At 32.6% G+C, this 26147-nt stretch carries 24 protein-coding genes; 4 read left to right on the top strand and 20 right to left on the bottom strand.

Annotation, left to right across the window (positions count from 1 at the left end; all coding sequences use genetic code 11):
- Positions 1-286: 286 nt before the first annotated feature.
- Both BUB36_RS03160 and BUB36_RS03155 read left to right on the top strand, forming a co-directional pair.
- The gene (locus BUB36_RS03160; protein ID WP_106406467.1) at positions 287-1006 is read left to right on the top strand and encodes a tRNA 2-thiocytidine biosynthesis TtcA family protein; all 720 of its coding nucleotides are present in this window, start codon (positions 287-289) and stop codon (positions 1004-1006) included.
- A 34-nt stretch (positions 1007-1040) separates the two neighbouring features.
- Positions 1041-3866: a phosphodiester glycosidase family protein gene (locus BUB36_RS03155; protein WP_073146937.1), complete on the top strand. Its 2826-nt coding sequence runs from the start codon at positions 1041-1043 to the stop codon at positions 3864-3866.
- Between the two features lie 43 nt (positions 3867-3909).
- Here BUB36_RS03155 and BUB36_RS03150 read toward each other — a convergent pair whose 3' ends face one another.
- Complete coding sequence (locus BUB36_RS03150) at positions 3910-4386, bottom strand: hypothetical protein (protein ID WP_165613015.1); 477 nt, start codon at positions 4384-4386, stop codon at positions 3910-3912.
- A 378-nt stretch (positions 4387-4764) separates the two neighbouring features.
- Here BUB36_RS03150 and BUB36_RS03145 point away from each other — a divergent pair, with 378 nt between their 5' ends.
- Together BUB36_RS03145 and yyaC are read left to right on the top strand one after the other, a co-directional pair.
- Positions 4765-4938: an aspartyl-phosphate phosphatase Spo0E family protein gene (locus BUB36_RS03145; protein ID WP_084111636.1), complete on the top strand. Its 174-nt coding sequence runs from the start codon at positions 4765-4767 to the stop codon at positions 4936-4938.
- Between the two features lie 127 nt (positions 4939-5065).
- Positions 5066-5605 (top strand): spore protease YyaC, encoded by a 540-nt coding sequence (yyaC, locus tag BUB36_RS03140; protein ID WP_242655708.1) that lies wholly within the window; start codon positions 5066-5068, stop codon positions 5603-5605.
- A 69-nt stretch (positions 5606-5674) separates the two neighbouring features.
- On the opposite strand, the gene BUB36_RS03135 is transcribed toward yyaC, so the two are convergent.
- From BUB36_RS03135 to atpF, 19 genes are all read right to left on the bottom strand, one after another.
- A complete protein-coding gene (locus BUB36_RS03135; protein ID WP_073146935.1) occupies positions 5675-6841 on the bottom strand; it encodes a hypothetical protein in 1167 nt (388 codons plus the stop codon).
- Between the two features lie 97 nt (positions 6842-6938).
- Complete coding sequence (locus BUB36_RS03130) at positions 6939-8663, bottom strand: phospho-sugar mutase (protein ID WP_106406466.1); 1725 nt, start codon at positions 8661-8663, stop codon at positions 6939-6941.
- 27 nt (positions 8664-8690) lie between these two features.
- A complete protein-coding gene (locus BUB36_RS03125) occupies positions 8691-9911 on the bottom strand; it encodes a patatin-like phospholipase family protein (protein ID WP_073146934.1) in 1221 nt (406 codons plus the stop codon).
- Positions 9912-10144: 233 nt separating this feature from the next.
- Complete coding sequence (gene fabZ, locus BUB36_RS03120) at positions 10145-10570, bottom strand: 3-hydroxyacyl-ACP dehydratase FabZ (protein ID WP_073146933.1); 426 nt, start codon at positions 10568-10570, stop codon at positions 10145-10147.
- Positions 10571-10807: 237 nt separating this feature from the next.
- Positions 10808-11170 carry a rod-binding protein gene (locus BUB36_RS03115; protein WP_084111634.1) on the bottom strand — a complete coding sequence of 121 codons (363 nt, stop codon included), beginning with the start codon at positions 11168-11170 and terminating at the stop codon, positions 10808-10810.
- A 44-nt stretch (positions 11171-11214) separates the two neighbouring features.
- Positions 11215-12006, bottom strand: a complete 792-nt coding sequence (flgG, locus tag BUB36_RS03110) for a flagellar basal-body rod protein FlgG (protein WP_073146932.1) — start codon at positions 12004-12006, stop codon at positions 11215-11217.
- 86 nt (positions 12007-12092) lie between these two features.
- Positions 12093-13166: a flagellar hook-basal body protein gene (locus BUB36_RS03105; protein ID WP_073146931.1), complete on the bottom strand. Its 1074-nt coding sequence runs from the start codon at positions 13164-13166 to the stop codon at positions 12093-12095.
- Between the two features lie 375 nt (positions 13167-13541).
- Complete coding sequence (gene mreB, locus BUB36_RS03100; protein WP_073146930.1) at positions 13542-14570, bottom strand: rod shape-determining protein; 1029 nt, start codon at positions 14568-14570, stop codon at positions 13542-13544.
- Positions 14571-15072: 502 nt separating this feature from the next.
- A complete protein-coding gene (gene spoIIID / locus BUB36_RS03095; protein WP_073146929.1) occupies positions 15073-15327 on the bottom strand; it encodes a sporulation transcriptional regulator SpoIIID in 255 nt (84 codons plus the stop codon).
- Positions 15328-15431: 104 nt separating this feature from the next.
- Positions 15432-16319, bottom strand: coding sequence for a M23 family metallopeptidase (locus BUB36_RS03090; RefSeq protein ID WP_073146928.1), 888 nt, complete (start codon positions 16317-16319; stop codon positions 15432-15434).
- Positions 16320-16516: 197 nt separating this feature from the next.
- The gene (gene spoIID, locus BUB36_RS03085; RefSeq protein ID WP_073147056.1) at positions 16517-17497 is read right to left on the bottom strand and encodes a stage II sporulation protein D; all 981 of its coding nucleotides are present in this window, start codon (positions 17495-17497) and stop codon (positions 16517-16519) included.
- Positions 17498-17796: 299 nt separating this feature from the next.
- Positions 17797-19050, bottom strand: coding sequence for a UDP-N-acetylglucosamine 1-carboxyvinyltransferase (gene murA, locus BUB36_RS03080; RefSeq protein WP_073146927.1), 1254 nt, complete (start codon positions 19048-19050; stop codon positions 17797-17799).
- A gap of 441 nt (positions 19051-19491) precedes the next feature.
- A complete protein-coding gene (locus BUB36_RS03075) occupies positions 19492-20229 on the bottom strand; it encodes a YwmB family TATA-box binding protein (protein ID WP_073146926.1) in 738 nt (245 codons plus the stop codon).
- Between the two features lie 219 nt (positions 20230-20448).
- A complete protein-coding gene (locus BUB36_RS03070; RefSeq protein WP_073146925.1) occupies positions 20449-20853 on the bottom strand; it encodes a F0F1 ATP synthase subunit epsilon in 405 nt (134 codons plus the stop codon).
- A gap of 105 nt (positions 20854-20958) precedes the next feature.
- Positions 20959-22350 carry a F0F1 ATP synthase subunit beta gene (gene atpD / locus BUB36_RS03065; RefSeq protein ID WP_073146924.1) on the bottom strand — a complete coding sequence of 464 codons (1392 nt, stop codon included), beginning with the start codon at positions 22348-22350 and terminating at the stop codon, positions 20959-20961.
- Positions 22351-22460: 110 nt separating this feature from the next.
- Complete coding sequence (atpG, locus tag BUB36_RS03060) at positions 22461-23324, bottom strand: ATP synthase F1 subunit gamma (RefSeq protein ID WP_073146923.1); 864 nt, start codon at positions 23322-23324, stop codon at positions 22461-22463.
- Between the two features lie 169 nt (positions 23325-23493).
- Positions 23494-25020 carry a F0F1 ATP synthase subunit alpha gene (atpA, locus tag BUB36_RS03055; RefSeq protein WP_073146922.1) on the bottom strand — a complete coding sequence of 509 codons (1527 nt, stop codon included), beginning with the start codon at positions 25018-25020 and terminating at the stop codon, positions 23494-23496.
- Between the two features lie 20 nt (positions 25021-25040).
- Positions 25041-25583: a F0F1 ATP synthase subunit delta gene (locus BUB36_RS03050; RefSeq protein WP_073146921.1), complete on the bottom strand. Its 543-nt coding sequence runs from the start codon at positions 25581-25583 to the stop codon at positions 25041-25043.
- Positions 25571-26083, bottom strand: a complete 513-nt coding sequence (atpF, locus tag BUB36_RS03045) for a F0F1 ATP synthase subunit B (protein ID WP_073146920.1) — start codon at positions 26081-26083, stop codon at positions 25571-25573. Before atpF ends, BUB36_RS03050 begins: the two co-directional genes overlap by 13 nt.
- Positions 26084-26147 lie beyond the last annotated feature (64 nt).

Below are 26147 nucleotides of genomic sequence, written 5' to 3'. Positions count from 1 at the left end.
TTTTGGATAATACCACTATAATCAAATAATATACTTAACAGTATTGATTTATGTCCTTAAAATTATTCTTTTAATATCACAACCTAAAACTAATGCTTAGTTATAATCAGAATTCAATTAAAGTATATATTTATAACCATTATTTGTCAATCAATTGAATATTCTAATTTCTCTTATTTCTTATCCCCTTTATCCCATGACTAAAGCCCTAGATATATTTTGTAATACTTTTTTAATTACAATAAATATTGCCATTAAAGTATAATTGATTATGGGAGGGATTGAGTTGAAGCTAATTCTTGGATGTATTAGAAAAGCTGTAGAAGATTTTGATATGATAAAAGATGGAGATATAGTAGGCGTTGGTGTATCTGGTGGAAAAGACAGCGTAGCACTTCTATATGGGCTTAAGCTTTTTCAAAATTTTTCACCAGTCAAATATAAACTCAAGGCCCTATCTTTAACCCTTGGATTTGATGATTTTGATTTATCACCTATACAAAGCTTATGCAATAAACTTGGAATAGAATATATAATACAACCAACTCAAATTGGAAGAATAGTCTTTGAAGAAAGAAAGGAAAAAAATCCATGTTCATTATGCTCAAGATTTAAAAGAGGTGCTTTGCACGATCTTTGTAAGGAAAACTCTATCACAAAATTGGCCTTGGGACATCATAGAGATGATGCCATTGAAACCTTATTCCTAAGTATGTTCTATGAAGGCAGAATCAATACCTTTAACCCTGTAACATATCTTAGCAGAAAGGATTTAACGATGATTAGACCAATGATTTATGTTGAAGAAAGGGAAATAGCTGGAGCCGTTAAAAGACATAATTTACCCATTGTGAAAAGCCCTTGTCCTGCCGACGGAAATACGAAAAGGGAATATATGAAAAAAGCTCTTTTGAAATTCTATAAAGATATACCTTATTCCAAGCAAAATCTTTTAAGGGCTTTAATGAATACTGAGCAGCTAAATATTTGGGAAAAGAAAAAGTAAAAGTAAAAAATCCATAAATGATTGGAGGATAAATATGTTAAAAAGAAGGAAATTGTTTACGGGTCTATTGACTACAGTCTTAGCCTTCAATACCTTTATTACCTTTTCTGGCGCTGAATTTATAGATATATATCAGGAAAAATATTCTGAGAACTTGTCTAAGGGAGTAATACATGAAAGGACATTGAGATTTACCGATAAGGGTTGGTTAAACATAAATGTAATTAAAATCAATGTTAAGGATAAACATACCTCTTTACAGGTTCTTACTAGTGAAAAAGGTGTATCCCAGAGGGATTCATTGACCAAGATGGTTTCAAGCAGTAAAGAAGCCGATAAAATAATAGGCGCTATTAATGGTGATTTTTTTGATACAAAAGCCTTTGCAACTATAGGCCCTATAGTTAAAGATGGCGAGATTATAACATCATCAAAAAATAATCCCAATTTTGCTACATTCAATATTGATAATGAGAACAACCCCTTTATTAAATACTGGGAAATAACTAGTATCAAGCTGATGAATTATGAAAACAATTCAATACTTGATATAGCCTATAAAAACAAACCAAATATAGACAATGGAGCTATTCTTCTCGACAAGCATTGGGGCGAATTTTCCTTTGGTAATCAAAAACATAATGACATAGTTGAGATGATCATAGTTGATAACGAGGTTCAAGAAATCCGCAACAATTTGGAAGCTGTAGAAATTCCCCACAATGGCTTCATAATTGCTGCTACAGGTGAAAAAAAAGAATATATATTAAATAACTTTTCATATAATGATGAGGTTGTACTAGATATAGTGACTCAGCCAAACTTTGAGAAGCTTTCTTTAGCTATGGGGGGAGGAGCTGTAATAGTAAAGGATGGTATTATACCCGATGATTTCTCCCTTAAGGTTTCTGGTAAACACCCAAGAACTGGACTTGGTATTAATAGGGATAGAGATGAGATTATTATGGTAACCATTGATGGTAGAACCTCCTCTTATCCTGGTGTAACCCAAAGAGAACTGGCTGAAATTCTAATTGAACTTGGTGCTTATAATGCAATTAACCTTGATGGTGGAGGATCAACTGAAATGGTGGTAAAGCACCTAGGTGATAATATTGCCTCAATAGCCAATAATCCATCGGGGGGCTACGAAAGAAAAATTATGAATGGTCTTGCAGTATTAAATAACAGTCCTAAAACCACCCTAAAGGGTATCAAGATAGAGTGTGATGATAGTAATATTTTTACTGAAACATCAAGGGAACTAAGACTAAAAGGTTATGACAAAAATTACAATCCTGTGGAAATAGACATTGAAGATGCCCAGTGGAGTGTTAGCGGTATAGAGGGAAGCTTTATTGGAAATAACTTTATTCCCAAAACTACTGGCAAAGGGACTATTAATGTTTCTTATAAAAATAAAACTTCTTCCATAGACATAAGGAGCATAGGCAATCCAATCAAGCTTAATGTCTCTCCGTCAAAAATATTTGCAGAAGCAGAAAAAAGAGTACCTTTATATATAGAAGCCGTAAATGATGAAGGCTATAAAGCAAAGATAGATTCAAAGGATTTAGTATGGTCTATTCCTAATAAAATTGGTAACATAGAAGATAATACCTTCATAGCCTCCGATGAAGTAAGCAATGACATCATAAAGGCTTCATTAGATAATATTGATGCCTATATTCAAATATCAACCAATTATCTAAATGCTATTTTAGAAGATTTTGAAAGCCCAAACGCAAGCTTTCTACCATATCCCAATGAAGTTAGAGGAAGCTTTGAATTATCATCTAAAGAAAAAAATGGAAATTTTTCTGGTAAGCTAAGCTATGATTTTAACAACGTCAATGGTTCTAAGGCTGCCTATATAGTATTTGATAATGAAGGTCTGCATATGGAAGAAAGACCTGAAAAGTTGGGACTTTGGGTATATGGTAATGAAGGTAACGGCCACTGGCTTAGAGGAAAGTTAAAGGATTCAGCTGGAAATTCCTTTAATATTACCTTTGAAAGAAATGTTGATTGGGACGGGTGGAAATTTGTTGAAGCTGTTATTCCTAATAATGCAGTGGCTCCTCTAAAGCTTGAAAGATTATATTTAGTTGAAATAGAGCCATCTTACATGGATTCTGGATATATTTATATTGATGAACTAACAGCCTTTTATAAGCCTAATTTCGAGAAGAAAATTCCGAAAAACACTGCTGTTTATATTGATGAAAGAAATGTTTTCAGTGAACTTAAAAATGAAAATTCCTTTAGATTCTTAGCCCATGGAAGTATTGGCACCATAGATACATTGCTGGATAAATGGTTTGTAAACAAACTTTCTTATGTTACTGAAGCTGTGGACCTAAACATTTTTACAAATCATATTAATAGTAAGCTGGAAGAAAAGCTATCCGACAACTATTTAGTTGGTGCTTCAGGATATTCCCATACTAAATTTAAAAACAGCTCCTTTATTAGATTAGATAATACCAACGGTGGACTCAGGGCTACCGATTACAATCAATGGATATGGTTATTGAATACTGTCAATAATTTACAATCCGACAGTCTCTTTGTTATTTTACCAAAACCATTAAACTTTACAGATAAGCTTGAAGAAAAATTATTCTTTGACACCCTTGAAAAACTTAAAGAAGAAAAGAATATGGATGTATGGATATTGACAGGTGGAAATAACAAGGATTTTGAAATCCAAGTCATAAGGGGAATACGCTTAGTCAAGTTGAAATCCTTCCCTAGAGACGATGAAATCAATCTTAATAATGACTTTAAATATATGATCTTTACTGTAAATGATGGATATGTAACATATGAGATAAAAAATTGGTTCAAGAAGCAATAATTATGCTAAAGCGCCCATTATTACCCATGGGCGCTTTTCTAATTTAACCTTCCAAGCTAGTTTCTATCGGGGGGAGTTTTAACATTTCATTTAAAAGCATTAAATCTTTATCAAATAGGTTTTCATTTAAAAGCTCATGAATCTTCTCTTTATCTGGATGTGGTTCCTTTTGGAGAAGCTTCTTTAGTTTTATTGTATTATAGCTTCCCATGGTCTCCAGTATGTATTTTATTTCTTCTTTTTCATATATTTCTAAATCTTCTATGCTTTTATTACTATAAAGCTTTATAAAACCATTTAATACTTCTCCATCTATCATACAATCATCTTGGCTTTTATCTGGAGTCTTGTTCTTTATACCAGCTATAAAATTTGATAAACCATAGTACTTTTCTTTAGCTAATGTATCATTTTTAGTTGGCTGAAAATGCATTATAGTATATGTTGTAATGAAGGTTAGTATAATTATTGATATAATATATATTTTTACTTTAATAATTTCACCTCCATCTATATACATATTTAAGTATATAATCCATGCTTTTAATATTGTTTTCAAAAATAAATATTTTTATTCCTTAAAAAAAGCTTAACTTGTATTGAATTTTGTTGAATTTTGCAATATATTGTCATATAATTTAATTAATGATCTTATTCTTAACAATTATAGATATAGATATTCCAATAAAACAGTTAATTTATACACATCAAAAATCCTTAAAAACTCTGGATATTTTGATATGTATAAATTAAGTTTTACTATGGGAAATCTATAGATATTCCAGTAAAACAGTTAATTTATACACATCAAAAATCCTTAAAAACTCTGGATATTTTGATATGTATAAATTAAGTTTTACTATGGGAAATCTATATAAGCAAGAAAAGAGGTCTTTTTATGAAAGATACAAATAACTTAAGCGATAAAATTGAAAAACTTAGGAAAGAAATTTCAGAAACAATAGAGAATAATTTACATAACATTACCATTGATGAGATTATTGATAAGAGCAATGAACTCAATAGGTTAATTGTTGAATATCATAAACAAGCCTATAAAACAAAACCTTAAATACTATTTTAAATCGAGTATAAACTTTAAAATCTAAGGTTTAATACTTTATTTTATATTTTTTGAAATCATAATAATTAAAAATATAACCTCTTCATATATATCATATGAGGGGGTGTTTTTTCTTTTGATAATTGGAAAAATTAATCCAATAAGGGAAATTAAAATTAACTTTCAAGATAAATATGCAGTTAAACTCCTATCAGAAAATTTATCCAAGAGATTTAAACACAATACTATAATAGTATGTATTGGTACCGACAGATGTATTGGTGATGCTTTAGGTCCTTTGGTAGGAACATTTTTAACAAAAGCCAACTTTATATATCCCGTTTATGGCACATTAAAAAATCCCATTCATGCAGTCAATCTAAATGAGGAAATCACAAAAATTAATAATATACATAGGAATTCAAATATCATTGCCATCGATGCCTGCCTAGGAGATAAAAAATACATAGGTAGCATACAAATAAGACATAGTCCAATTTCTCCTGGAAGGGGTGTAGGCAAGAATCTTCCCTCGGTAGGAGATATTTCCATAGTAGGTATTGTAGATAAATTTAGTATTGATGATTTCTTTCCAATTCATAATATTAGGCTTAGCTTAGTAATGGAAATGGCTGAGGTTATCGTTAAAAGTCTTATACAAGCTACTAATCTTTAGCTAGTAGCTTGTATGCTCCTTTAGTCATAGAAGATAAAGGCATGTGATGACGTTTTTTAGTTCCAAGTACTACACATTATTTAAAAAATCAAAAAAATCTTCATATCCACTGTGGACAAATTCATATAGCAGGGGATTATCTGTCTTAAACTCACCTTCTATTTCAAGTAATCCTTGAAAAACTCTGCCACTAAAATATTTTTTTAGCTTTACTAAATTTTCCTTTGAAAAAGTACTTACAGCTAATTGGTTTTCAGTGGTAACAAAATATACTGCAAATATATCTCCATTTAAATAATATACGGGATTCTTAACATGGTCATTATTTGGATTAAATTCAGTATATAAAAACCCAGTTTGATGGATATTTTGTGTAGCTTTAGGCTTATCTGCATCTAAAATCTCTACAAGCTCAATAAACTCCTTAGTTGAATATATAAGAATATATTCTGGCTTTTTAAGCTGGAAAGCAGCTTCTATAGGTGATATTTTCATCTTATCATTTATTTCTGCATAGGCAACCTTAAGACCATCCTGTGTTTGCTTTACTCCAATATTACAGATTATCAACTGATATCCTTTATCTAAATCTATTAATGCTTTTACACTATAGTAGTTTATACTACCATTACTATAGGATTTCTTGATAATATTTTTAATTAATGTGAGGGATTTATCAGTTGGATTAAACTTCTTTGCATTATCATCTAAGCACAGAAATTTTTGTCCCTTTTTATCTGCTCCTACAGCCCTCATCATAAAATAATTAATTAACTGATAATCATTTACTATTTTTTCACACATCTTGTTCCATAATTTTTCTTCATCAATATTGGGCTGAGACTTTAATAGGAATTCAAACTCTTCTACACCTTGACATAGGCTTTCGTTATTTTTAACATTCACCTTAAAACTCTCAATTAACAAATATATACTCTCTTTCTTCGAAATTCTTACAAATTTTCCTCCAAGCCCACCCATCATTTTTGATGTAATAATATCTATATCTTCTTGAGTTCCATCTACAAGACTTTCAAATCCATCAATCCCATATTCTTCAAAGTCTAAATGAAAGAACTGAGTATAGCTTTTTCCATCTTCAGTCTCCCAAAAAATCTTCATACCTACTACACCCATAAGTCTAGTATTTGTAACAAAGCTCCTTTTAAATCTATATCTAGGTATGGCGGGTTTTCCTCCGCCCCCTTTTATAACCTTAAATCTATCCCTTTTCATTTGATTACTCCTTATTTTTCATTATCTACTTCACTATATTCTAACATAAATCCTCTAGAATATGTAAAGTATTTTAGGGTAATATTTGCAAGGATAATCACTCTATCTCATCTATTCGCCTAAGTATATGTTTTTTTATTTTATTTAGCTTTTTTTCAGCCTGTTCCTTATTTTCTCCTATCGCAGAAAAATATATCTTTATCTTTGGTTCAGTACCTGAAGGTCTAATGGCTATCCATGAACCGTCTTCTAGTGTAAAATGTAATACGTTTGATTTTGGTAAATCCAGTGCTTCTTCTCTACCATTATCTACAAACTTAGCCCTTCCTATTAAGTAATCTCTTATAATATGAATCTTTATTTCTCCTATTTGCAGTTGTTGATTGTTCCTTAGGTTATCCATTATCCTGCCTATTTTTTCTAACCCTTCTTTACCCTTTAAAACCATGGATTTCAAGTCTTCTCTATAATATCCAAATTTTTCATATAAATGTTCAAGTCCATCTAATAAGGTCATCCCCTTTAGTTTATAATATGCCGCCATTTCAGCAATCAATAGAGAAGAAATAACTGCATCCTTATCCCTTACAGAAGTTCCTGTCAGATATCCATAGCTTTCTTCATATCCAAATAGGAAATTCCTATCTCCATTTTCCTCAAACTCTTTAATTTTTTCTCCTATAAATTTAAAACCTGTTAGGGTATTTATAGTCTCTACACCATAGCTCTCAGCTATTCTGCTTCCAAGCTCTGAAGTCACTATAGTCTTTATAATAACACTATTTTTAGGAATACTTTCCATAGAAGATAGTATATAATCCGTAAGCAATGCCCCAGTTTGGTTACCAGTTAAAACTTCATATTTGCCTTCTTTATTCTTAACAACTACTCCTACTCTATCACAATCGGGATCTGTCCCTATAATAATATCTGCATGAACCTTTTCTGCAAGTTCAATAGCCATATTAAAAGCATCATGCTGCTCTGGATTTGGTGACTCTACAGTTGAAAAATTACTATCGGGCACTTCTTGTTCCTTAACAGGAAAGAAATTCTTAAATCCTGCTTCAGTAAGAACCTTCTTTACAATCATGGCTCCTGTTCCATGTAGAGGAGTATAAACTATCTTAAAGTCCTTCGTTTTTTCTATAACATCTTTTCTTAAAGCTAAAGATTTAACCATATCTATATATTTCCTATCTATCTCTTCTCCAATAATATATAATAAGTCCTTATCCTTGGCTTCTTGCTCATTTATATAATTTACTTGGCTATAATCCTGAATTTTTCTAATTTCTTCTATAACCTTCTTTGCATATTTAGGAACAAGTTGTCCTCCGTCTTCACCATATACCTTATATCCATTATATTCTGGAGGATTATGGCTGGCAGTAATGACTATCCCCCCTGCCGCTTTAAGCTCTCTCACTGAAAATGACAGCTCAGGAGTAGTCCTTAGGGATTCAAAAACATATGCTTTTATACCATTGCCCCCTAACACAAGGGCAGCTTCCCTTGCAAACTCAGGTGACTTATATCTAGAATCAAATGCAATAACTACACCTTTTTTCTTAGCATTATCTATTTCCTTCAATAAATAATTAGATAACCCTTGGGTAGCCTTTCTAACGATATATTTATTGATTCTATTTGTTCCAGCACCAATAATGCCTCTAAGACCACCCGTTCCAAATTCTAACTCTTTATAAAATCTTTCTTCTATCTCCTTTTCATTATCATATATACACCAGAGTTCTTTTTTTGTTTCCTCATCAAAATATGGATTGTTAAGCCATTCCTCATATTTCTTCATGTATTCCACATTTATTCCTCCCGCATCTATTCTATCTTATAAACTTTCTTTAGCAACTAAATTGTTAAATAGTACATCTGTAATCTCATCTAATATATCATCTTTTACAGTTTTCATTAACAAGTCACTTTGTTTAAAGAGTCTAGGAATCATTTTAGACACATTTCCTCTATAGGGCCTATACTTACTTAAAACTTCATCTTCAAAATTTTCAAAATTATATAATCTGAACTTCTCTATCCTATATCTTTCAGCTATTCTTTCATAGATGGCTAAAATAATATCTTCATATCCGCCATCTCTGCCTATGTTTAAAAGCTCACCCAGCCTTGGAATTATGGCTTCAAACAACATTCTCCTATAGGGCATATGCTCAATGCCTAAGATTTTCCCTAGCTTTAATACCTTGCTTTCTTCAAGATTCATAAAATAATTTATAAAATAATCCTCGTCATTTTTAGGCTCAATATAGTATTTATTACCCTTTAATTTATTAAAGGTCTTTAAGGTATCAAAATACCCAAGCTTCAAATTTTTTCTTGCCCTCTCTGTCGTAAAATCTAAAGTCATACCAAGGTCATCGGAGGGAGTTATATATGTAATATTAATATCCCTTTTTCTAACCCTTCTTGTTCTTCCAATACCATAAAGTCTAACAGCTATCAAATCCCTATAACCTTTAGAAACCAACAACCTAATAGGCAAATTATCATAAAATCCTCCATCTAAATAGAGCTTTCCACCTAACTTTTCCATTTTAAAGATTGGGAGATAAGCACTTGCAATCAAATAATCTATCAATTTTCCATTAGGAATATCTTCAATATAAAGCTCTAAAGGTCTTAACTCTGTTAAAGAAACCGTTACTATACCAAAATCCTTTTTAGAAGCCCTAATAATGTCTTCCTTTATAAATTCCTTTAAAAGTTTCCTAAGGGGAGTTATATCCAGTCCCTTTTCATTTAATATGTTTTTCAACTCACCTAATATATAGTGTAAATTATCTGGAGTTATATCAAATTTCAAAAGCTTTTCTAAGACCTTCTCATCTATATTTATTACCCTTGAAGGTGACATGTTATACCAAATATCATAACATCTTTCAAATTCATCTTGGGCAATTATTGCACCATTTAATGCTCCAACCGATGTACCAGATATTCCTTTTATATCTACTCCAAGCTCCTTTAATGCCTTCCAAGCTCCTATTTGAAATGCACCCTTTGCCCCTCCACCTTCCAATACCAGCCCGTACATAGGCTCACCTCTTTCTCCTATCTCCTTTTGTTCTCTGTATCATTATATGCTTTTTTCAAATTAAATGCTAAAACATTCCTATAGAATACTAATGAAAAAGCTAGTTCTTTCATTTAGCTTATAGGATATAATAGGGACAAACACATAAGCACACTTAAACTGCGATGTGCTATATATATCAGTCCCCAAGTACCATTTGTTTAGTAATTTCTCCCTATGCCTTTATACATCCCTTAATCTACCAATGCAAATTTAATCGTCCCCTTACAAGCTACTTCATCATCCACATAGGCCACAGCTTCTCCTTTACCTATACCTCTTCTTAAGGTTACCATTTCTACTTCCATTCTAAGGGTATCACCAGGGACTACTTGCCTTCTAAATTTTACATTATCTATACCAGTAAACATTGCTATCTTTCCTTTATATTCTTCCATGGATAATACTGCTACTGCTCCTACCTGTGCCATTGCTTCTACCATAAGCACACCAGGCATTACAGGTTTTCCTGGAAAGTGTCCTTGAAAAAATGGTTCATTTGCAGTTACATTTTTTATTCCTACTGCTCTTTTTCCTGGTTCCATTTCCATAATTTTATCTACCAATAAAAATGGATATCTATGGGGAATTATTTCTTGAATCTTTACATTATCTAGCATTGTCTTCACTCCTTTTTTATTACACACAATTTATTTTATCCTACACATAAAATTATATCAAGGATAAAGGCATCTGACGACGCATTTTAGTTGCAAATTCCATGTTACAAGTACTAGAATCTTTCTAGTAGATTTTAAAAAAATAGAGTTAAGTACCTCTTAGTTTTGGTATTAACTCTATTTTTTTAGACCTTCAAATTTAAGTTTTAATTATACAGCTCCACATTTAGATATGCTCTAACTATTATCTTCTTCATCACCAAAATTTTTAGATAATTGTTCATACATTATTTGAGCCAATCCTATACCTTGACCCTTAGATACTTCCTTCGCTATCTCTTCATCAAGCATTCCCTCAAAGGTTTCTCTTGCATGACTTTTTTCTACCAATCCACCATCTATTACTGTTTTACGCATATTTTCCATAAGTATTTTAATATATATTGACTCAAACTGCTTACACGCCGATGATAATTTTTCATTGTCACCAGAATTTTTAGCGTTTTCTAGGATTTGTTTGAAGGCTTCAGTATCATCTTGAATTCTTTTAGTTTTTACATGATTCATATTGTTAGTCAACATGTTATTAGTTATTTTCACTGGTTTATCCTCCTTATTAATAAGGCTGTCAGCTAGCAGTTACTTTACCGTCTCAAATTATTGGCCATTTGCAACATTTCATCGGATGTTTGTATTGATTTGGAATTAACTTCATAGGCTCTTTGAGCTGTAATTAATTTTATCATTTCTTCTACAACTTGGACATTTGAGGTTTCCAGAAAGCCTTGCAAAACTTCACCTGCATCTCCTTGGAAGGATTCCACATACTGTCCAGAAGCTGTTGTCTCCTTAAATAAATTTTTACCTATACTCTCAAGCCCTGCAGGATTAGGAAATTTTACAATCTGAAGCACTGCTATTTCTTCTATCTCTTCTGTATCCGTTCTTTTTACGCTCACAACACCATCTGGGCTAACAAATATATCTGATATATCTCTACCCAACTCTATATCCCCTATGTCGGATTGAACAAAATATCCATCAGCAGTGGCTATTCGTGCTTCTCCATCCTCTATACTAAGCTTAAAACTACCATCCCTTGTAAAAAACAGATTATCATTATTGTCACGGACTACAAAGAATCCCTGACCATTTATAGCAAGGTCTAAGTTATTATTAGTCTGCTCAAAGCTTCCTTCTGTAAATGAGCGTACTGAAGCAGCAGGCATTACTCCATGTCCTACTTCTAGATTGACGGGCTTTCCTTCTCCTTCATTAAAATCTGTTCTCCTTAATTTTTCATACATAAGATCCTTAAATTCTATTCTCTGCTTTTTATATCCAGTTGTATTTACATTTGAAAGATTGTTTGAAATAGTATCAATATTAAGCTGTTGAGCTTTCATACCCGATGCCGCCGTCCAAAGTGCTCTCATACTTATTCCTCCCACATGATTTGGTTATTTATGCTGAATTGGCATATAGTCCTAATGTCATGATCTTTTTCTAATTCTTAATTTTTTTAGACTTTCCCTACTTCATTTACTGCTTTTCCTATGGTTTCATCGTATGCCTTTATTATTTTTTGGCTAGATTCATAGCCTCTGTATAGGGTCATCATTTCAATCATTTCTTTTATTGAATCTACGTTTGATTTTTCCAACTGCCCTTGAAATACTTGCCCATCAAATATCCCATTTTCGACTTCTATACCATCTTCTATTTTATAAAGCCCTCCTTCTATTTTCCTTAAATCCCTAATATTTTTTATATTTACAATATCTAATCTATCTACTACTTCTCCATCCACCATAATCTCACCTTGTGGTGTTATGGATATTTCTTCCCCATCTATTATAATATCACCATATGATCCTTGAACCTTATGTCCTTCAGAAGTGATTAATTCTTTATTTGCATTAAGCTTAAAGGACCCATCTCTAGTATATCTAGTTCCTTCATCTGTTTCTATCTTAAAAAAACCACTTCCTTTAATAGCCAAATCCAATGGATTACCAGTTCTAATCATATGCCCCTGCGTAAAATCTGTCTCTACTCTTTCAAGCTTAACACCAGAATTCATTGTCCCTATCACAGATGGATGTGTAAAGGTTATTAGGCTATCCCTAAGCTCTCCATCAACAAAAACTCTTCCCCCCTCATCTATGTTTACCTGTCCATTCCCAATATATATAGGTCCATTATTTCCTAATATTTGATACCCATATCCACTTTCTATCTTCCCTTCACCATTTCTATAGAAGGTTCTTAAAAAGCCATCCTCTCCAACAGTAAATCTAGCCTTATTATGAAAGCTTATTCCAGTAGGAGTCTGCACCCTCATATATCCAGTTTTAGACTTTACTTCAAAGTAATTATCTTCATTTTTTACTTCTACTTTATGTTGTTTTCTTAAATTTCCAGGTGTTATAGATCCGTCCATCTTACTTATTAATGCATCTTCAAAGGATTCTATAATTACCAAATCCTTTTTAAATGCCGTTGTATTTATATTTGAAATATTGTTACTTACAATATCTATTTTTTTGTTATTTGTTATAAGAGATGATGATGCCATATATAATCCACGAAACATAGCCTTCCTCCTCATGATTAGTTGCTAGCTATTAATCCTTATCTATTTATCGGCAAATCTTTATGATTTCTTTAATTTATATGCCAAGATAGCAAATAAAAATTTCTATTCCCCAATATACATTAGAAAGTATTAATATTTCATTGAACAAAGGCGCCCGTAGGGTGCGTTTTGAGTTCCAAGTTGCAAGTATTAGGGTATTTCTAATAAGTTTTAAAAGGAAACAATTCGCACCAATATTTTACTGGTAATAGTTTGTATTTCATCTCTGTTACTTGAATTTACTTAAATTTAAACATGCAATTTTTTGCAAAAAAGCTTAAGTTCATATGCAATGAAAAAGCCACCAATCCAAGGATTAGCAGCTCTTAATATTTATCTTCTAGTTCTTTTATTTCTCCTATTTGTCATCATACTTTTTTCAAGGATATCAAGATGATTTAATGACATCCCTGTACCAGTTGCAACGCATGATACTGGATCTTCTGCTATATATGTGGGAATACCTGTTCTATGTTCTATAAGCTTATTAAGTCCATTTAGCAATGCTCCTCCACCTGTCATTACTATACCTCTTGTACTAATGTCCGATGCTAATTCTGGAGGGGTTCTCTCTAACACAGAATGAACTGCATCTGCTATAGCATTTACAGGCTCGTTAAGGGCTTCTAGCATATCCTCAGTAGTAACTGTTATTGTTCTAGGAAGCCCAGTAATCAAGTCTCTACCTCTACAATCCATTTTTATTGCTTCTGTTTTTCGATAAGCACTGCCAATATTTATTTTCAATTCTTCAGCAGTTCTCTCACCTATAAGAATATTCTTAGTTTTTCTCATATATTTAATAATAGACTCATCGAATTTATCTCCAGCCATTTTTATTGACTCACTAACAACTATCCCTCCCAAGGATATCACAGCTATATCAGAGGTTCCTCCCCCTATATCTAAGACCATATTCCCGTCAGGCTTAGTTATATCTAGCCCTGCACCTATAGCAGCTGCAATTGGTTCTTCAATAAGATAGGTTTTACCTCCTCCAGCTTCAGTTGTGGCATCTATAACCGCTCTCTTTTCTACTTCTGTGACACCACTTGGAACGCAAACTATAATTTTAGGTTTAATAAAAAACTTTCTTCCACAAGTTTTATTTATAAAATATCTAAGCATTCTTTCAGTAACTTCATAATCTGAAATAACTCCGTCTCTAAGGGGTCTTATAGCTACTATATTTCCAGGTGTTCTTCCAAGCATCTGTCTTGCTTCTGACCCCACAGCAAGAATTTCATCTGTATTCCTATCTATAGCTACCACTGATGGCTCTTGAAGAACTATTCCCTTGCCCTTGATATAAACTAATACACTGGCTGTTCCTAAATCAATACCTATTTCTGTCCCAAACATTTTTTCACACCTTTCATTTCTATATGGCTATTATCTACTGGTTGCCGTTCTCGTTAAAGCAAAATCAACATGGGCTTAATTTTATAGCTTGTCCAATAGATACAATATAATAAATCTATTACATAGATTAATAGTTTGTTTAATTTCAAGACATAATTATGGTTTAGTATGCTCAAATTTGTTTAAAAATGTCAAATTATCTACATAAAAATAAAATTCTATATTTTTATGTAAAATCCTTTATATTTTTTATAATACATATGAAATTATATTAGAATTTATTATTATTTTTTATGAGTTAGTTTCTGTATTCTATACCTATTTATAACATAATGCAAGCATATTTACAATGGTAAAATGCAATAATAAAAATTATTAATAATAAAATAATAAATTTGTAAGTTTTTGTAAAATATACTGGTGATATTTGACTTTGAAAATTTCACAAAAATAGTAATAAAACAGGGTCACAACCCTGTTCTTATCTTATTGTTGCTTTATGTTATTTTATAATTCCACTGTATTTCATCTTAGTTGCTTTGCCACCTCTAATATGTCTTTCAGCTTTATTCTGTTCAAGTATTATTTTTACTCTTCTAGCCAAAAGAGGGTTTATCTTAGGGAGTCGTTCGGTGACATCCTTATGTACTGTACTTTTGCTTACTCCAAAGACTTTAGCTGTTTGTCTAACTGTAGATTTTTGGCTGATTATATGCTCAGCTATTTCAACAGCCCTTTCCTCAATATAGTCCTTCACTGATGTACCCCCTTTAAAAAATAGTTTGTTACATAATATGCAGTGAAAGAGCTATATAGAACAACAAACGATAAACTTATTGCTCAATTCTTATTTACCTATATTTATTCCTCTGCCAGATATTTCATTGGGTCCACGTTTTCTCCATTAAGCAATACTTCAAAATGAAGATGCGGACCTTCTGCCGATTCGAATATTGATGATGTTCCTACTCCACTTATTGTTTGCCCCTTAGTAACCTTATCTCCTAAATTCACCATTAAATCGGTGCATAAATTACTATATCTAGTTAGCAATCCATTTCCATGGTCGATTGAGATAGTCATTCCTAATCTTGAATCCGTTAATACTTCTACCACCTCACCAGCCAATACTGCTTTTACAGGTGTATTCATCTCTGCTAGTATATCTATTCCATGATGAGTAGTATAATGGTCTAAAGTTGCAGAATATGTCAATGTCTCAACGGCATAACCCATTCCCAATTCTCCTTGAGCTGGCCAAATCATCCTTATGGCTTCAGCATTTGATGGCACTATGGTTTCTTTTACATCATTAGCTTTAGCTTCTAATTTAGGTGTTTGTTTCTCAACTAGAATTTTCCCCTTATTTTTTTCAGTCTTTTCATCTAGATCAATTTCTTCTTGATTAATATTTTCTTTGATATCTTCATTTTTAGATATTGATGCTCTATCTGGTTCACTTTCTTCGTCTATTATAATAATGTCATTAGTCTGATTTTCTATTTCTTTTTGGGTTATATCCCCTGTTTCCGATTCTACTATATTCATTTTATAATTGGGCGGTGTTTCATCCTCTGCTATTCTATCAACATTGGACTTTGCTACCCAAACTGCTACAGTACCAACTATACAAACACATAAAAACATAATAATATAAAAGCCTTCTTTATCTAGTAATACTTTAAGTCCTTTATTCTTTGATTCTCTATTGCTGTTATTATTTTTCTTAAACATTTTTCTAAAATTCATAACGTCCACCTCCATTTTGTATTATTACCAAAATGTTGATGGACGATACACAAAAATTACTTCGTTTTTTAAGTTAGATTTAAAATCTTAAATATAGAATTTACATAGTCAAACTTAATTTATACATGTACAAATACGCAACGTTTCTAGGCGTTTTGGACATGTACAACTCAAATTCCTATACTATCTCCCTTTAATCACCTATATTCCTTTATCTCCACCCCCTGATAATAATGCTTTAATATATCTTCAAATGTATATCCTTTCTTTGCCATTCCATTTGCACCATATTGACTCATCCCAACACCATGCCCATATCCCTTTGTTTTAAATATCATCTTGTCTCCCAATATGGTTATCTTAAAATTTGCAGATTTTAATCCAAAAAGTTCTCTAATATTTCTTCCTGATAAAATATCATTTCCTATCCTTATTTTCAATATCCTTCCACCTTCACTTCTTTCCAATACTTTTAAAGAATCCAAAATATTATCCTTATTTAAATTGCATTTTTTGTATGAATTATTTATTTTTGTTATAAATTCGTTGACAGAGATTACAACTTCATCTTCTAAATGTCTAGAGTTTTCTTCATAGGGACTTTCTACACTCCTTAGATATGGTGCCATTGTTGTAAATACATCTTCTGAATTTTCCGTTCTTCCTCCACTTGTAGAATGATATAGGGGGTCAATGAGCTTATCATCATAGGTTATTACTAATCCTCTTGTCTCTTCTACCGCCTGTTCAATCTTTGGCCAGTAATTTTTTATCCAATCCTTTGACTTTATTTTTTCAAGCTGCTGTAGGCTTTTATATACTTGACAATGAACATCATTACAAACCTCAGCTCCTAGGTGTGCAGGATTTCCTTTGTCTCCATATTTTATTTTTTGATGGATTGCCTTTGTTCTTGCTGCTACTGCTTGAGCTTTTAAAGCATCTATTTCAAAAGATCCTGGCATTTCACCAGCAACAACTCCCTTTACATACTCCTCTAGCTCAATTTCTTCAATTCTCTTTGTTTCCTTTACATAAACTCGTATCATCATCTCTTTAGCCATAGGTTCTTCTTTTTGTCTATTGGGTGGAGCTATGTCACAACTAAATATCAACACCATTGGTAATATGATTGTTACTACTATTATTCCAATTATCAAATACAAAATTCTCCTCATGCCTTCTCCCCCTTTGTCCATATAACGCTCCTTACATTTTATGTTGTTAGAGGATAAAATATGATAAAAATTTAATGGTGTAAATTGTAAAACTAAGGAAAATATCAGCACATATAATTTTTTTAATAATTAAAACCAGTCGAATTACAATAAGGAAAATAATATCATTTTGTCATATTTCCAGGGAAATATGAGAATTGTTTTTCAAAAAAATAATAAAGTGTCAAAATTCATTAATGAATCGTGACACCTTATGTGCTATTTTTTGTTTATATTAGCTACTAAACATTAACTATATATTATTCCATTCTTATAATATTTGCCCCTAAATTTCTTAATTTACTTTCTATTCCTACATATCCTCTATCAATATGATGTATATCACTTATTTCTGTTGTACCTTCAGCAACTAATCCAGCCAATATAAGAGCTGCTCCCGCTCTAAGGTCAGTAGCCCTTACTTGAGCTCCTTCAAGGGATTTAACACCTTGAACTACTGCACTATGACCTTCTATTTTAATATTGGCACCCATTCTATTTAATTCACTAACATGCATAAATCTATTTTCAAATACTGTTTCAATAATAACACTGGTACCATTTGCAATACTTAAAAGTGCCATAAACTGAGACTGCATATCCGTTGGAAATCCAGGATAAGGTAGGGTTTTTAAATCTACAGCCTTAATTCCATTTGAAGCATTTACTCTTATTTGATCACCAGTTTCATGAATCTCAACTCCACATTCCTTAAGCTTAGCTATCATAGGCTTTAAATGGTCTGATAATACATTTTTTATTGTAATGTCGCCACCCGTTATGGCTGCAGCTACCATATATGTACCTGTTTCAATTCTATCAGGTATTACAGTGTGCCTAGCTCCTCCTAATTCTTTAACTCCTTGTATCTTTATAGTATCAGTTCCTGCTCCCTTTACTTTTGCTCCCATACCATTTAGAAAGTTTGCTAGGTCTACTATTTCTGGTTCCTCTGCTGCATTTTGTATTATAGTCTGACCCTCTGCCATGGTAGCAGCCATCATTATATTTTCAGTAGCTCCTACACTAGGAAAATCTAGATATATTTTATCTCCAACTAATTTATCAGCCTGAGCTTCAACATATCCATGTCCCAATTCTATTTTAGCACCCATAGCACTTAGTCCCTTTAAATGCAAATCTATTGGTCTTGCTCCTATAGCACAACCGCCAGGAAGGGATACTCTAGCTTTTCCCATACGTGCTAAAAGTGGTCCTATTACTAAAAATGATGCCCTCATCTTCTTAATCAAGTCGTATGGAGCTTCTGAATTATTTATGAAGCTTGAATTTATCTCTAACGTCCCATCTGGTTGCTTATTAATGCTAGAACCAAGGGATGTCAATACTTCACTTATAACTTCTACATCCTTTAGTGATGGAATATCTTCTAATATAACTTTATCTTGAGCTAACAAGGATGCTGCCATTATAGGCAATACAGAGTTTTTTGCACCACTTATCTTTACAGTTCCCTTTAATGGGTTACTTTTTCGAACAATAATCTTTGGCAATTGTGGTCCTCCTTTTATTGAATTGTATATAGTACATGTTGAAATATTCTCTTTATTATAGATTCCCAATAGTAAAACTTAATTTATACATATCAAAATATCCAAAGCTTTTAATGACTTTTGATGTGTATAAATTAACTGCTTTACTGGAATATCTATATAGATTTATGTTACATTATAAAGTTTTTTCCCCTAATATATCATTCTAGTTTGTAGCTACCAAGTAATAGTATATGTCCTTTAAATAGTAGAATACGTAAAAAATCCTTACTTCTATATAATTCTAAGTGAAACATTTAAAAATCTTACATATTAAATCAAAATGCTCCATCATATTACTTCTACATTAATTGAATTATTCCTTCCTAAATTCAAAAACAATTAATATTAACTTAATTTACCAGTTTTAATCTTTAAATATAGATCCACGCTAAACAAAGCTTAATATTCTAAAACGATGAGGGGTGTCCCAATCAATATATCTGTTCTGTTTTCATAGCTATTATATCTACTAGCAATGTTTATATTTGCTTTTCTTCCACAATAGCTTATATGTTTTTTAATATTTGGTGTATATCCTGTTATACTAATCACTTTATCTTCACTTATACCTTCAACCTTTTTTGCTCCAATTATATTGAGCAGCTTATTAATATTTTCCTGAAGCTCTTTATTAGATACGAGACCGTTATAATAACCTGAAAGATTAATATTTAAATTGACTTTCCCATAGCTGCTTAATATATATCTAATTTTACTACATAATTCTTCTAAATCATATTGTTCTTTTGTCTCAATCACATCTACAACTATACTACTTTCTCTTAAGTCTACACTTCTAGAACTTTGCACAATAACGGTAACATATTCCCCTTCTTCAATAATCCCTCTAGCATTAATAAAGCAATAATTTTCATCATTTTCTTTTTTTAAGTTAATTTCTTTAATATTAAGCTTTTCTGAAATATCATTGCATATTTTAGTGACATTGTCAATAGTCTTGAATTCATCTTTAATTATTACATAACTATTAATATTTACATGGTCAAATACAGCTCCTGATTCAGTAAAGATCGTCTCCACAGCTACTTCTGGTTTTAAATTTTCATTAGTATTCCCAAATACAATGGATACACTAAATAGTAAAATACAAATATAAATAAATAATTTCTTATACATTTACCCTCACCTCACATAGCTTATGCCCACTGCTTATTTGCACAAATGATAAAAGGAAGAGATATAGCTTCAAAATATGCAAAGGGGGACTTAAAATCATATTTTGAACTATTCTCTATCCTCTTTCATTAAAAGTATTGACATTTTAGGTTTCTTATATACATCTTTTTAAAGTTTGTTTTCAAAAAAACATCCCGAAGTAAATACTTCGGGATGTTTTTATTCACCTTTTGAAACTCTTAATCTATTTAAAGCCTTATTAAGTGCTATTTGGGCCCTTAGAACATCAATTTCTTTTGAATCATGCTTTAGCCTTTCCTGAGCCCTTTTCATAGCAGCTTCTGCTCTTTTAATATCTATTTCCTCAGGCCATTCTGCCGCATCGGTAACAATTATGGCTTTATCTTCATCGGTACTTATAAAGCCTCCAGCACATGTAGCCTTCAGCAATTTACCATCTTTTTTTATTTTTATTACTCCTACAGACAAAGGTGATACCATAGGAACATGGTCACTAAGAATACCAGCATATCCTTCCGTTGTTTTAGCAATAACCATATCTACCTCATCTTCAAAAAACTTTCTATCAGGAGTAACTATTTCAAGCTGGAAAGTCGATGCCATTCGTTCACCTCCAAAACAGTTCCAAGTTCAAGGTTCTAAGTTTTTCAGTCTTTCTTTTGGGTCTTTAAATCTTGTAACTTAGAACTTGCTCTTAAGTCTTTCACCTTAAGATTGTTTTGCCTTTTCTACTGCTTCCTCTATCGTACCTACATAAAGGAAAGCCGATTCTGGAAGGTCATCATGCTTACCTTCTAAAATTTCTTTAAATCCTCTTATGGTTTCCTTAATAGGTACGTATTTTCCTGGAGTTCCAGTAAATTGTTCCGCAACATGGAATGGTTGAGACAAGAATCTTTGAATCTTCCTAGCTCTAGAAACAACTAATTTATCGTCATCAGAAAGCTCATCCATACCAAGTATAGCAATTATATCTTGAAGCTCTTTATATCTTTGAAGTATCTCTTGAACTCGACGAGCTACTCTATAATGCTCTTCTCCAACTATATCTGGTGCTAAGATTCTTGATGTAGAATCCAATGGATCAACAGCTGGATATATACCAAGATTAGATATATCCCTTGATAAAACCGTAGTAGCATCAAGGTGTGTAAAGGTTGTTGCAGGAGCAGGGTCAGTTAAGTCATCGGCAGGTACATATACAGCTTGAACCGATGTGATAGATCCCTTCTTAGTGGACGTGATTCTTTCTTGTAATGCTCCCATATCGGTTGCAAGTGTAGGTTGATAACCAACAGCACTAGGCATACGTCCAAGTAAAGCTGAAACCTCTGAACCTGCTTGTGTAAATCTAAATATGTTGTCGATAAATAATAATACGTCTCTTCCTTCGGTATCTCTAAAGTATTCCGCCATAGTAAGTCCAGTAAGACCAATACGCATCCTTGCTCCAGGCGGCTCATTCATTTGCCCAAATACCATTGTTGTCTTATCTATAACACCAGATTCCACCATCTCATGGTAAAGGTCATTACCTTCCCTTGTTCTTTCACCAACTCCTGCGAAAACGGAAAGTCCACCGTGCTCTTTTGCTATATTGTTGATAAGTTCTTGGATAAGAACTGTCTTACCAACACCTGCACCACCAAAAAGACCTATCTTACCACCTTTAGCATAGGGTGCTATAAGGTCAACTACCTTAATGCCCGTTTCAAGTATCTCCGTTGAAGTTTCCTGTTCCTCAAAGGATGGAGCTGGTCTATGGATAGGACTTTTTTCCACTCCCTCTGGAGTAGGTTTAGCATCTATAGCTTCACCAAGTACATTAAAAATACGACCTAAGGTTTTTTTACCTACAGGAACTGAAATAGGTGCCCCTGTATCAATAGCATCTATACCTCTTACTAAGCCATCTGTTGAAGACATAGCAACACATCTTACTATATTGTCGCCAATATGCTGAGCAACTTCAACTATTAGCTTTTTATTATTATAATTAATCTCTATGGCATTCAAAATATTAGGTAGATTTTCATCTTCAAACCTAACGTCTACAACTGGTCCTATAATCTGTACTACCTTTCCAACGTTTTGGGCCATAATGATTTCACATCCTTTCGTATCAGTTCAAAGTTCCAAATTCAAAGTTCCAAGAACCTTGGTTATTCTCTTAGATCTTTTTCTTAAAACTTATCACTTAGAACCAGTAACTACTTAAGTGCCTCGGCACCACCAACGATTTCCGTAATTTCTTGAGTGATAGCAGCTTGTCGTGCTTGATTAAATGATAATACCAAGTTGCTAATCATCTCCTCCGCATTGTCAGTAGCATTTTCCATTGCTATTCTTCTTGCAGCCTGCTCACTAGTTGCTGATTCAACTAATGCTCCATATAAAGTACTTTCTACATATTTAGGTATTAAATAATCTAATACAGCACCTGGAGAAGGTTCATAAGAAATATACTTAAACTCTCTATCCTCAGCTTTCTCATCCTCTTGTTTGGAAACTGGTAAAAGCCTAAGCATTTTAGGAACCTGAGATATGGTGCTTACAAATTCAGTATAAATAAGCTTTATCTCATCTATCTTACCTTCTTTATACAAATTCAATGCTAATCTACTAATATTTTTTGCATCAGTGTACTCTGGCTTTTCAGATATATTTAAATATTCCTCTACTATCTCGTATCCTCTTTTTGCAAAATAATTCTTTGCTTTATGTCCAATAACTACAAAGCTTGCCTTATCTTTATCCTTTATATCCTCTAAAGTCTTTTTTATGGCGTTTATATTATATCCTCCACATAATCCTCTATCTCCAGTAATAACTATATATAAACTTTTGTTAATTTCACGCTCTCTAACATATTTATGATCAATATTTGTAGCGTTTCTTAATATATCTTGTATAGCTGAATTAACAGTCTCAAAATATGGTTTTACCTTTTCAAGTCTGTCTCTAGTTTTCTTTAACTTTGCAGTAGATACAAGCTCCATAGCCTTTGTTATCTGTTTTGTACTATTTACACTTTTTATCTTACGCTTTATATCACGCATTCCCATTCCTGCCATCTACCTTCACCTCCTACGGCAAGGGTTAAACAAAGATGCCTTCGACACTTTGTTAGATTTAGATTCCATTTTGGGTCAATCCTTTTAAGTATAGGTTAAGGTTAAGAATCAGGGGCAAACTATACAGTAAAAACCAAAGATTCTAATTCTAAACCTAATTACTATAATTTTATGCTCTATCCTTTTCTTTTTCTAAAAATAGCTTATTAAATTCTTCTATTGCCGCCTTAAGCCTATTTTCAGTTTCTTCTTCAAGTTTACCAGTTTCTTTTATAGTAGTTCCAACCTCTGGGTGATTGTTTCGCATAAATTCTAATAACTCTTCTTCATAGCGTCCAAGAGCTTCTACTTCAATATCCTTTAAATATTTATTAACTGCTGCATAAATAATCATAACCTGGTCTTCTACTCTAATAGGCTTATATTGAGGCTGCTTAAGTATTTCCATAAGCCTTTGCCCTTGGTCAAGTCTTTCTCTAGTGTCTTTATCAAGTTCGGAACCAAACTGTGCAAATGCAGCTAGTTCTCTATATTGTGCAAGCTCAAGCTTGATTTTACCTGCAACCTTTTTCATAGCCTTTATCTGCGCATCTCCACCAACACGGGATACAGATATACCTGCGTTAACAGCTGGTCTTTGACCAGAGTAAAACAATTCGGACTCTAGATATATCTGACCATCAGTAATAGATATAACGTTTGTAGGTATATATGCAGAAACGTCACCTGCTTGGGTCTCGATAACTGGCAGTGCAGTCAATGAACCTCCACCCAATTCATCACTTAGCTTTGCAGCCCTCTCAAGAAGTCTACTATGCAAATAAAATACGTCACCAGGATAAGCCTCACGTCCTGGAGGACGACGAAGCAACAATGACATAGCACGATATGCAACGGCATGCTTAGATAAATCGTCATATATAATCAATACATCTTTTCCTTGGTACATAAACTCTTCTCCAATGGCACAACCAGCATAAGGAGCTATATATTGAAGTGGAGCTGGTTCACTGGCAGAAGCAGAAACAATTATTGTATAATCCATAGCTCCATGTTCTTCTAATGTTTTAACCATTTGAGCTACAGTTGATTTTTTTTGTCCTATGGCAACGTATATACAGATTACATTTTCCTCTTTTTGATTTATTATTGTATCTATACCAATTGCAGTTTTACCAGTCTGTTTATCACCAATAATAAGTTCTCTTTGTCCTCTACCTATAGGTATCATTGAGTCAATTGCCTTTATACCAGTTTGAAGCGGTTGATGAACTGATTTTCTATCGATAACACCAGGAGCTTCAGATTCTATAGGCCTAAACTTCTCAGATTTTATTGGACCTTTGCCATCTATGGGCTGACCTAGGGCATTAACTACTCTGCCTATCATAGCTTCTCCTACAGGAACCTCAACTATTCTTTCAGTACGTTTTACTGTATCCCCTTCTTTTATATGTTCATCGGAGCCAAGCAAAACAGCACCAACATTATCTTCCTCTAGATTAAGAGCCATGCCGTAAACTTCACCTGGAAACTCTAAAAGCTCGCCAGCCATACATTTTTCAAGTCCATGGATTCTTGCAATACCGTCACCAACCTGAATTATTGTACCTACATCCTTTGCTTCAAGCTTACTCTCATATCTTTTAATCTGTGCTTTAATAACAGAACTTATTTCTTCAGGTCTAAGATTCATGGTCTTTTCACCCCTATCTCTTACACTATAATTTGTGATAGACTTTCGGTCATCTTTTCCAGTCTGCTCTTTATCGTTCCATCTATAACCTTATCGCCTATCTTAACTAAAATTCCACCTATAACATCGTTATCTATCTCATTTGAAAGTTTAACAGTTTTTCCTGTTAATGTAGATAACTTATTTTGAAGTATCAATTTATCCTTATCCTTTAAAGGAATAGCTGTTATTGCTACAGCATTAACTATGCCCTTATGTTCATTTACTAATTTCTCATATTCTAATTCTATCTGTTTTATAGCATAGCCTCTTCTTTTATCAATAATTATTTTTAAAAAATTATTCATTTCTTTACTTAACTTATCACCAAATATTTCTTTAATAACATCTTTTTTTTCATTGGCCTTTACCAATGGAGTCTTAAAAAATTCAAATAATTCTGGATGTATTTTAAATGTCTTATTAACAAAGTTTATCTCATCAAGAAATAGATCAACCTTATTTTCCTCTAATGCCACTTCAAACAAGGCTTCTGAGTAAGTTTTGGACACTAATTTTGCCATCTTGCTTCCCCTACCTCATCTATAAACTTTCTTACTAGGGTATTATGCTTATTCTCATCGATGCCTTCTTCTATAACTTTAGAAGCTGCAAGCATAGCTATAGAAGCTATATCATCTTTAAGGGCATTTATAGCCTTCTTTCTTTCCCTTTCTATTTCAAGATTTGCTCTTTGTTTTATTTCCTCTGCTTCTTTATGTGCCGCCTTAATAATCTCGTTGGCTCTTTCTTCAGCCCTCTTGGCAGCCTCTTTAACTATCTGTCTTCCTTCTTCCTCAGAAGCTTCTAGCTTCTTAATATACTCTGCTTTATATTTTTCCGCTTCTTCATTCTTTGCCTGAGCTTCATTTATAGAACCTTCTATCTCAGCCCTTCTTTTTTCCATAAACTCTGAAACTGGTTTGAAGAGAAGCTTTTTAAGAATAAAGAAAAGAATAATAGTATTTACTATCTGAAAGACAAAACTCCAATTAAGCTCCACTAACCCAAGCTTTAATCCCATTTAGACGCCTCCTTTACAAACCCAATATAATTAAGGAATCTCAAAACAGGAGATGGCTTTCCAT

Source organism: Paramaledivibacter caminithermalis DSM 15212, assembly GCF_900142245.1.
GTDB lineage: Bacteria > Bacillota > Clostridia > Peptostreptococcales > Caminicellaceae > Paramaledivibacter > Paramaledivibacter caminithermalis.
Note: the sequence above shows the minus strand (reverse complement) of the source record. Positions and strands in the feature narration are given on the sequence as shown.

What these genes read in the sequence shown, in the direction of transcription:
- BUB36_RS03155 (WP_073146937.1), top strand. Translation starts at nt 1,041, where the DNA reads ATGTTAAAAAGAAGGAAATTGTTTACGGGTCTATTGACTACAGTCTTA.
- BUB36_RS03150 (WP_165613015.1), bottom strand. Translation starts at nt 4,386, where the DNA reads ATGTATATAGATGGAGGTGAAATTATTAAAGTAAAAATATATATTATA.
- BUB36_RS03145 (WP_084111636.1), top strand. Translation starts at nt 4,765, where the DNA reads ATGAAAGATACAAATAACTTAAGCGATAAAATTGAAAAACTTAGGAAA.
- BUB36_RS03135 (WP_073146935.1), bottom strand. Translation starts at nt 6,841, where the DNA reads ATGAAAAGGGATAGATTTAAGGTTATAAAAGGGGGCGGAGGAAAACCC.
- BUB36_RS03125 (WP_073146934.1), bottom strand. Translation starts at nt 9,911, where the DNA reads ATGTACGGGCTGGTATTGGAAGGTGGAGGGGCAAAGGGTGCATTTCAA.
- fabZ (WP_073146933.1), bottom strand. Translation starts at nt 10,570, where the DNA reads ATGCTAGATAATGTAAAGATTCAAGAAATAATTCCCCATAGATATCCA.
- flgG (WP_073146932.1), bottom strand. Translation starts at nt 12,006, where the DNA reads ATGAGAGCACTTTGGACGGCGGCATCGGGTATGAAAGCTCAACAGCTT.
- BUB36_RS03105 (WP_073146931.1), bottom strand. Translation starts at nt 13,166, where the DNA reads ATGTTTCGTGGATTATATATGGCATCATCATCTCTTATAACAAATAAC.
- mreB (WP_073146930.1), bottom strand. Translation starts at nt 14,570, where the DNA reads ATGTTTGGGACAGAAATAGGTATTGATTTAGGAACAGCCAGTGTATTA.
- BUB36_RS03090 (WP_073146928.1), bottom strand. Translation starts at nt 16,319, where the DNA reads ATGAATTTTAGAAAAATGTTTAAGAAAAATAATAACAGCAATAGAGAA.
- spoIID (WP_073147056.1), bottom strand. Translation starts at nt 17,497, where the DNA reads ATGAGGAGAATTTTGTATTTGATAATTGGAATAATAGTAGTAACAATC.
- BUB36_RS03075 (WP_073146926.1), bottom strand. Translation starts at nt 20,229, where the DNA reads ATGTATAAGAAATTATTTATTTATATTTGTATTTTACTATTTAGTGTA.
- BUB36_RS03070 (WP_073146925.1), bottom strand. Translation starts at nt 20,853, where the DNA reads ATGGCATCGACTTTCCAGCTTGAAATAGTTACTCCTGATAGAAAGTTT.
- atpD (WP_073146924.1), bottom strand. Translation starts at nt 22,350, where the DNA reads ATGGCCCAAAACGTTGGAAAGGTAGTACAGATTATAGGACCAGTTGTA.
- atpG (WP_073146923.1), bottom strand. Translation starts at nt 23,324, where the DNA reads ATGGCAGGAATGGGAATGCGTGATATAAAGCGTAAGATAAAAAGTGTA.
- atpA (WP_073146922.1), bottom strand. Translation starts at nt 25,020, where the DNA reads ATGAATCTTAGACCTGAAGAAATAAGTTCTGTTATTAAAGCACAGATT.
- BUB36_RS03050 (WP_073146921.1), bottom strand. Translation starts at nt 25,583, where the DNA reads ATGGCAAAATTAGTGTCCAAAACTTACTCAGAAGCCTTGTTTGAAGTG.
- atpF (WP_073146920.1), bottom strand. Translation starts at nt 26,083, where the DNA reads ATGGGATTAAAGCTTGGGTTAGTGGAGCTTAATTGGAGTTTTGTCTTT.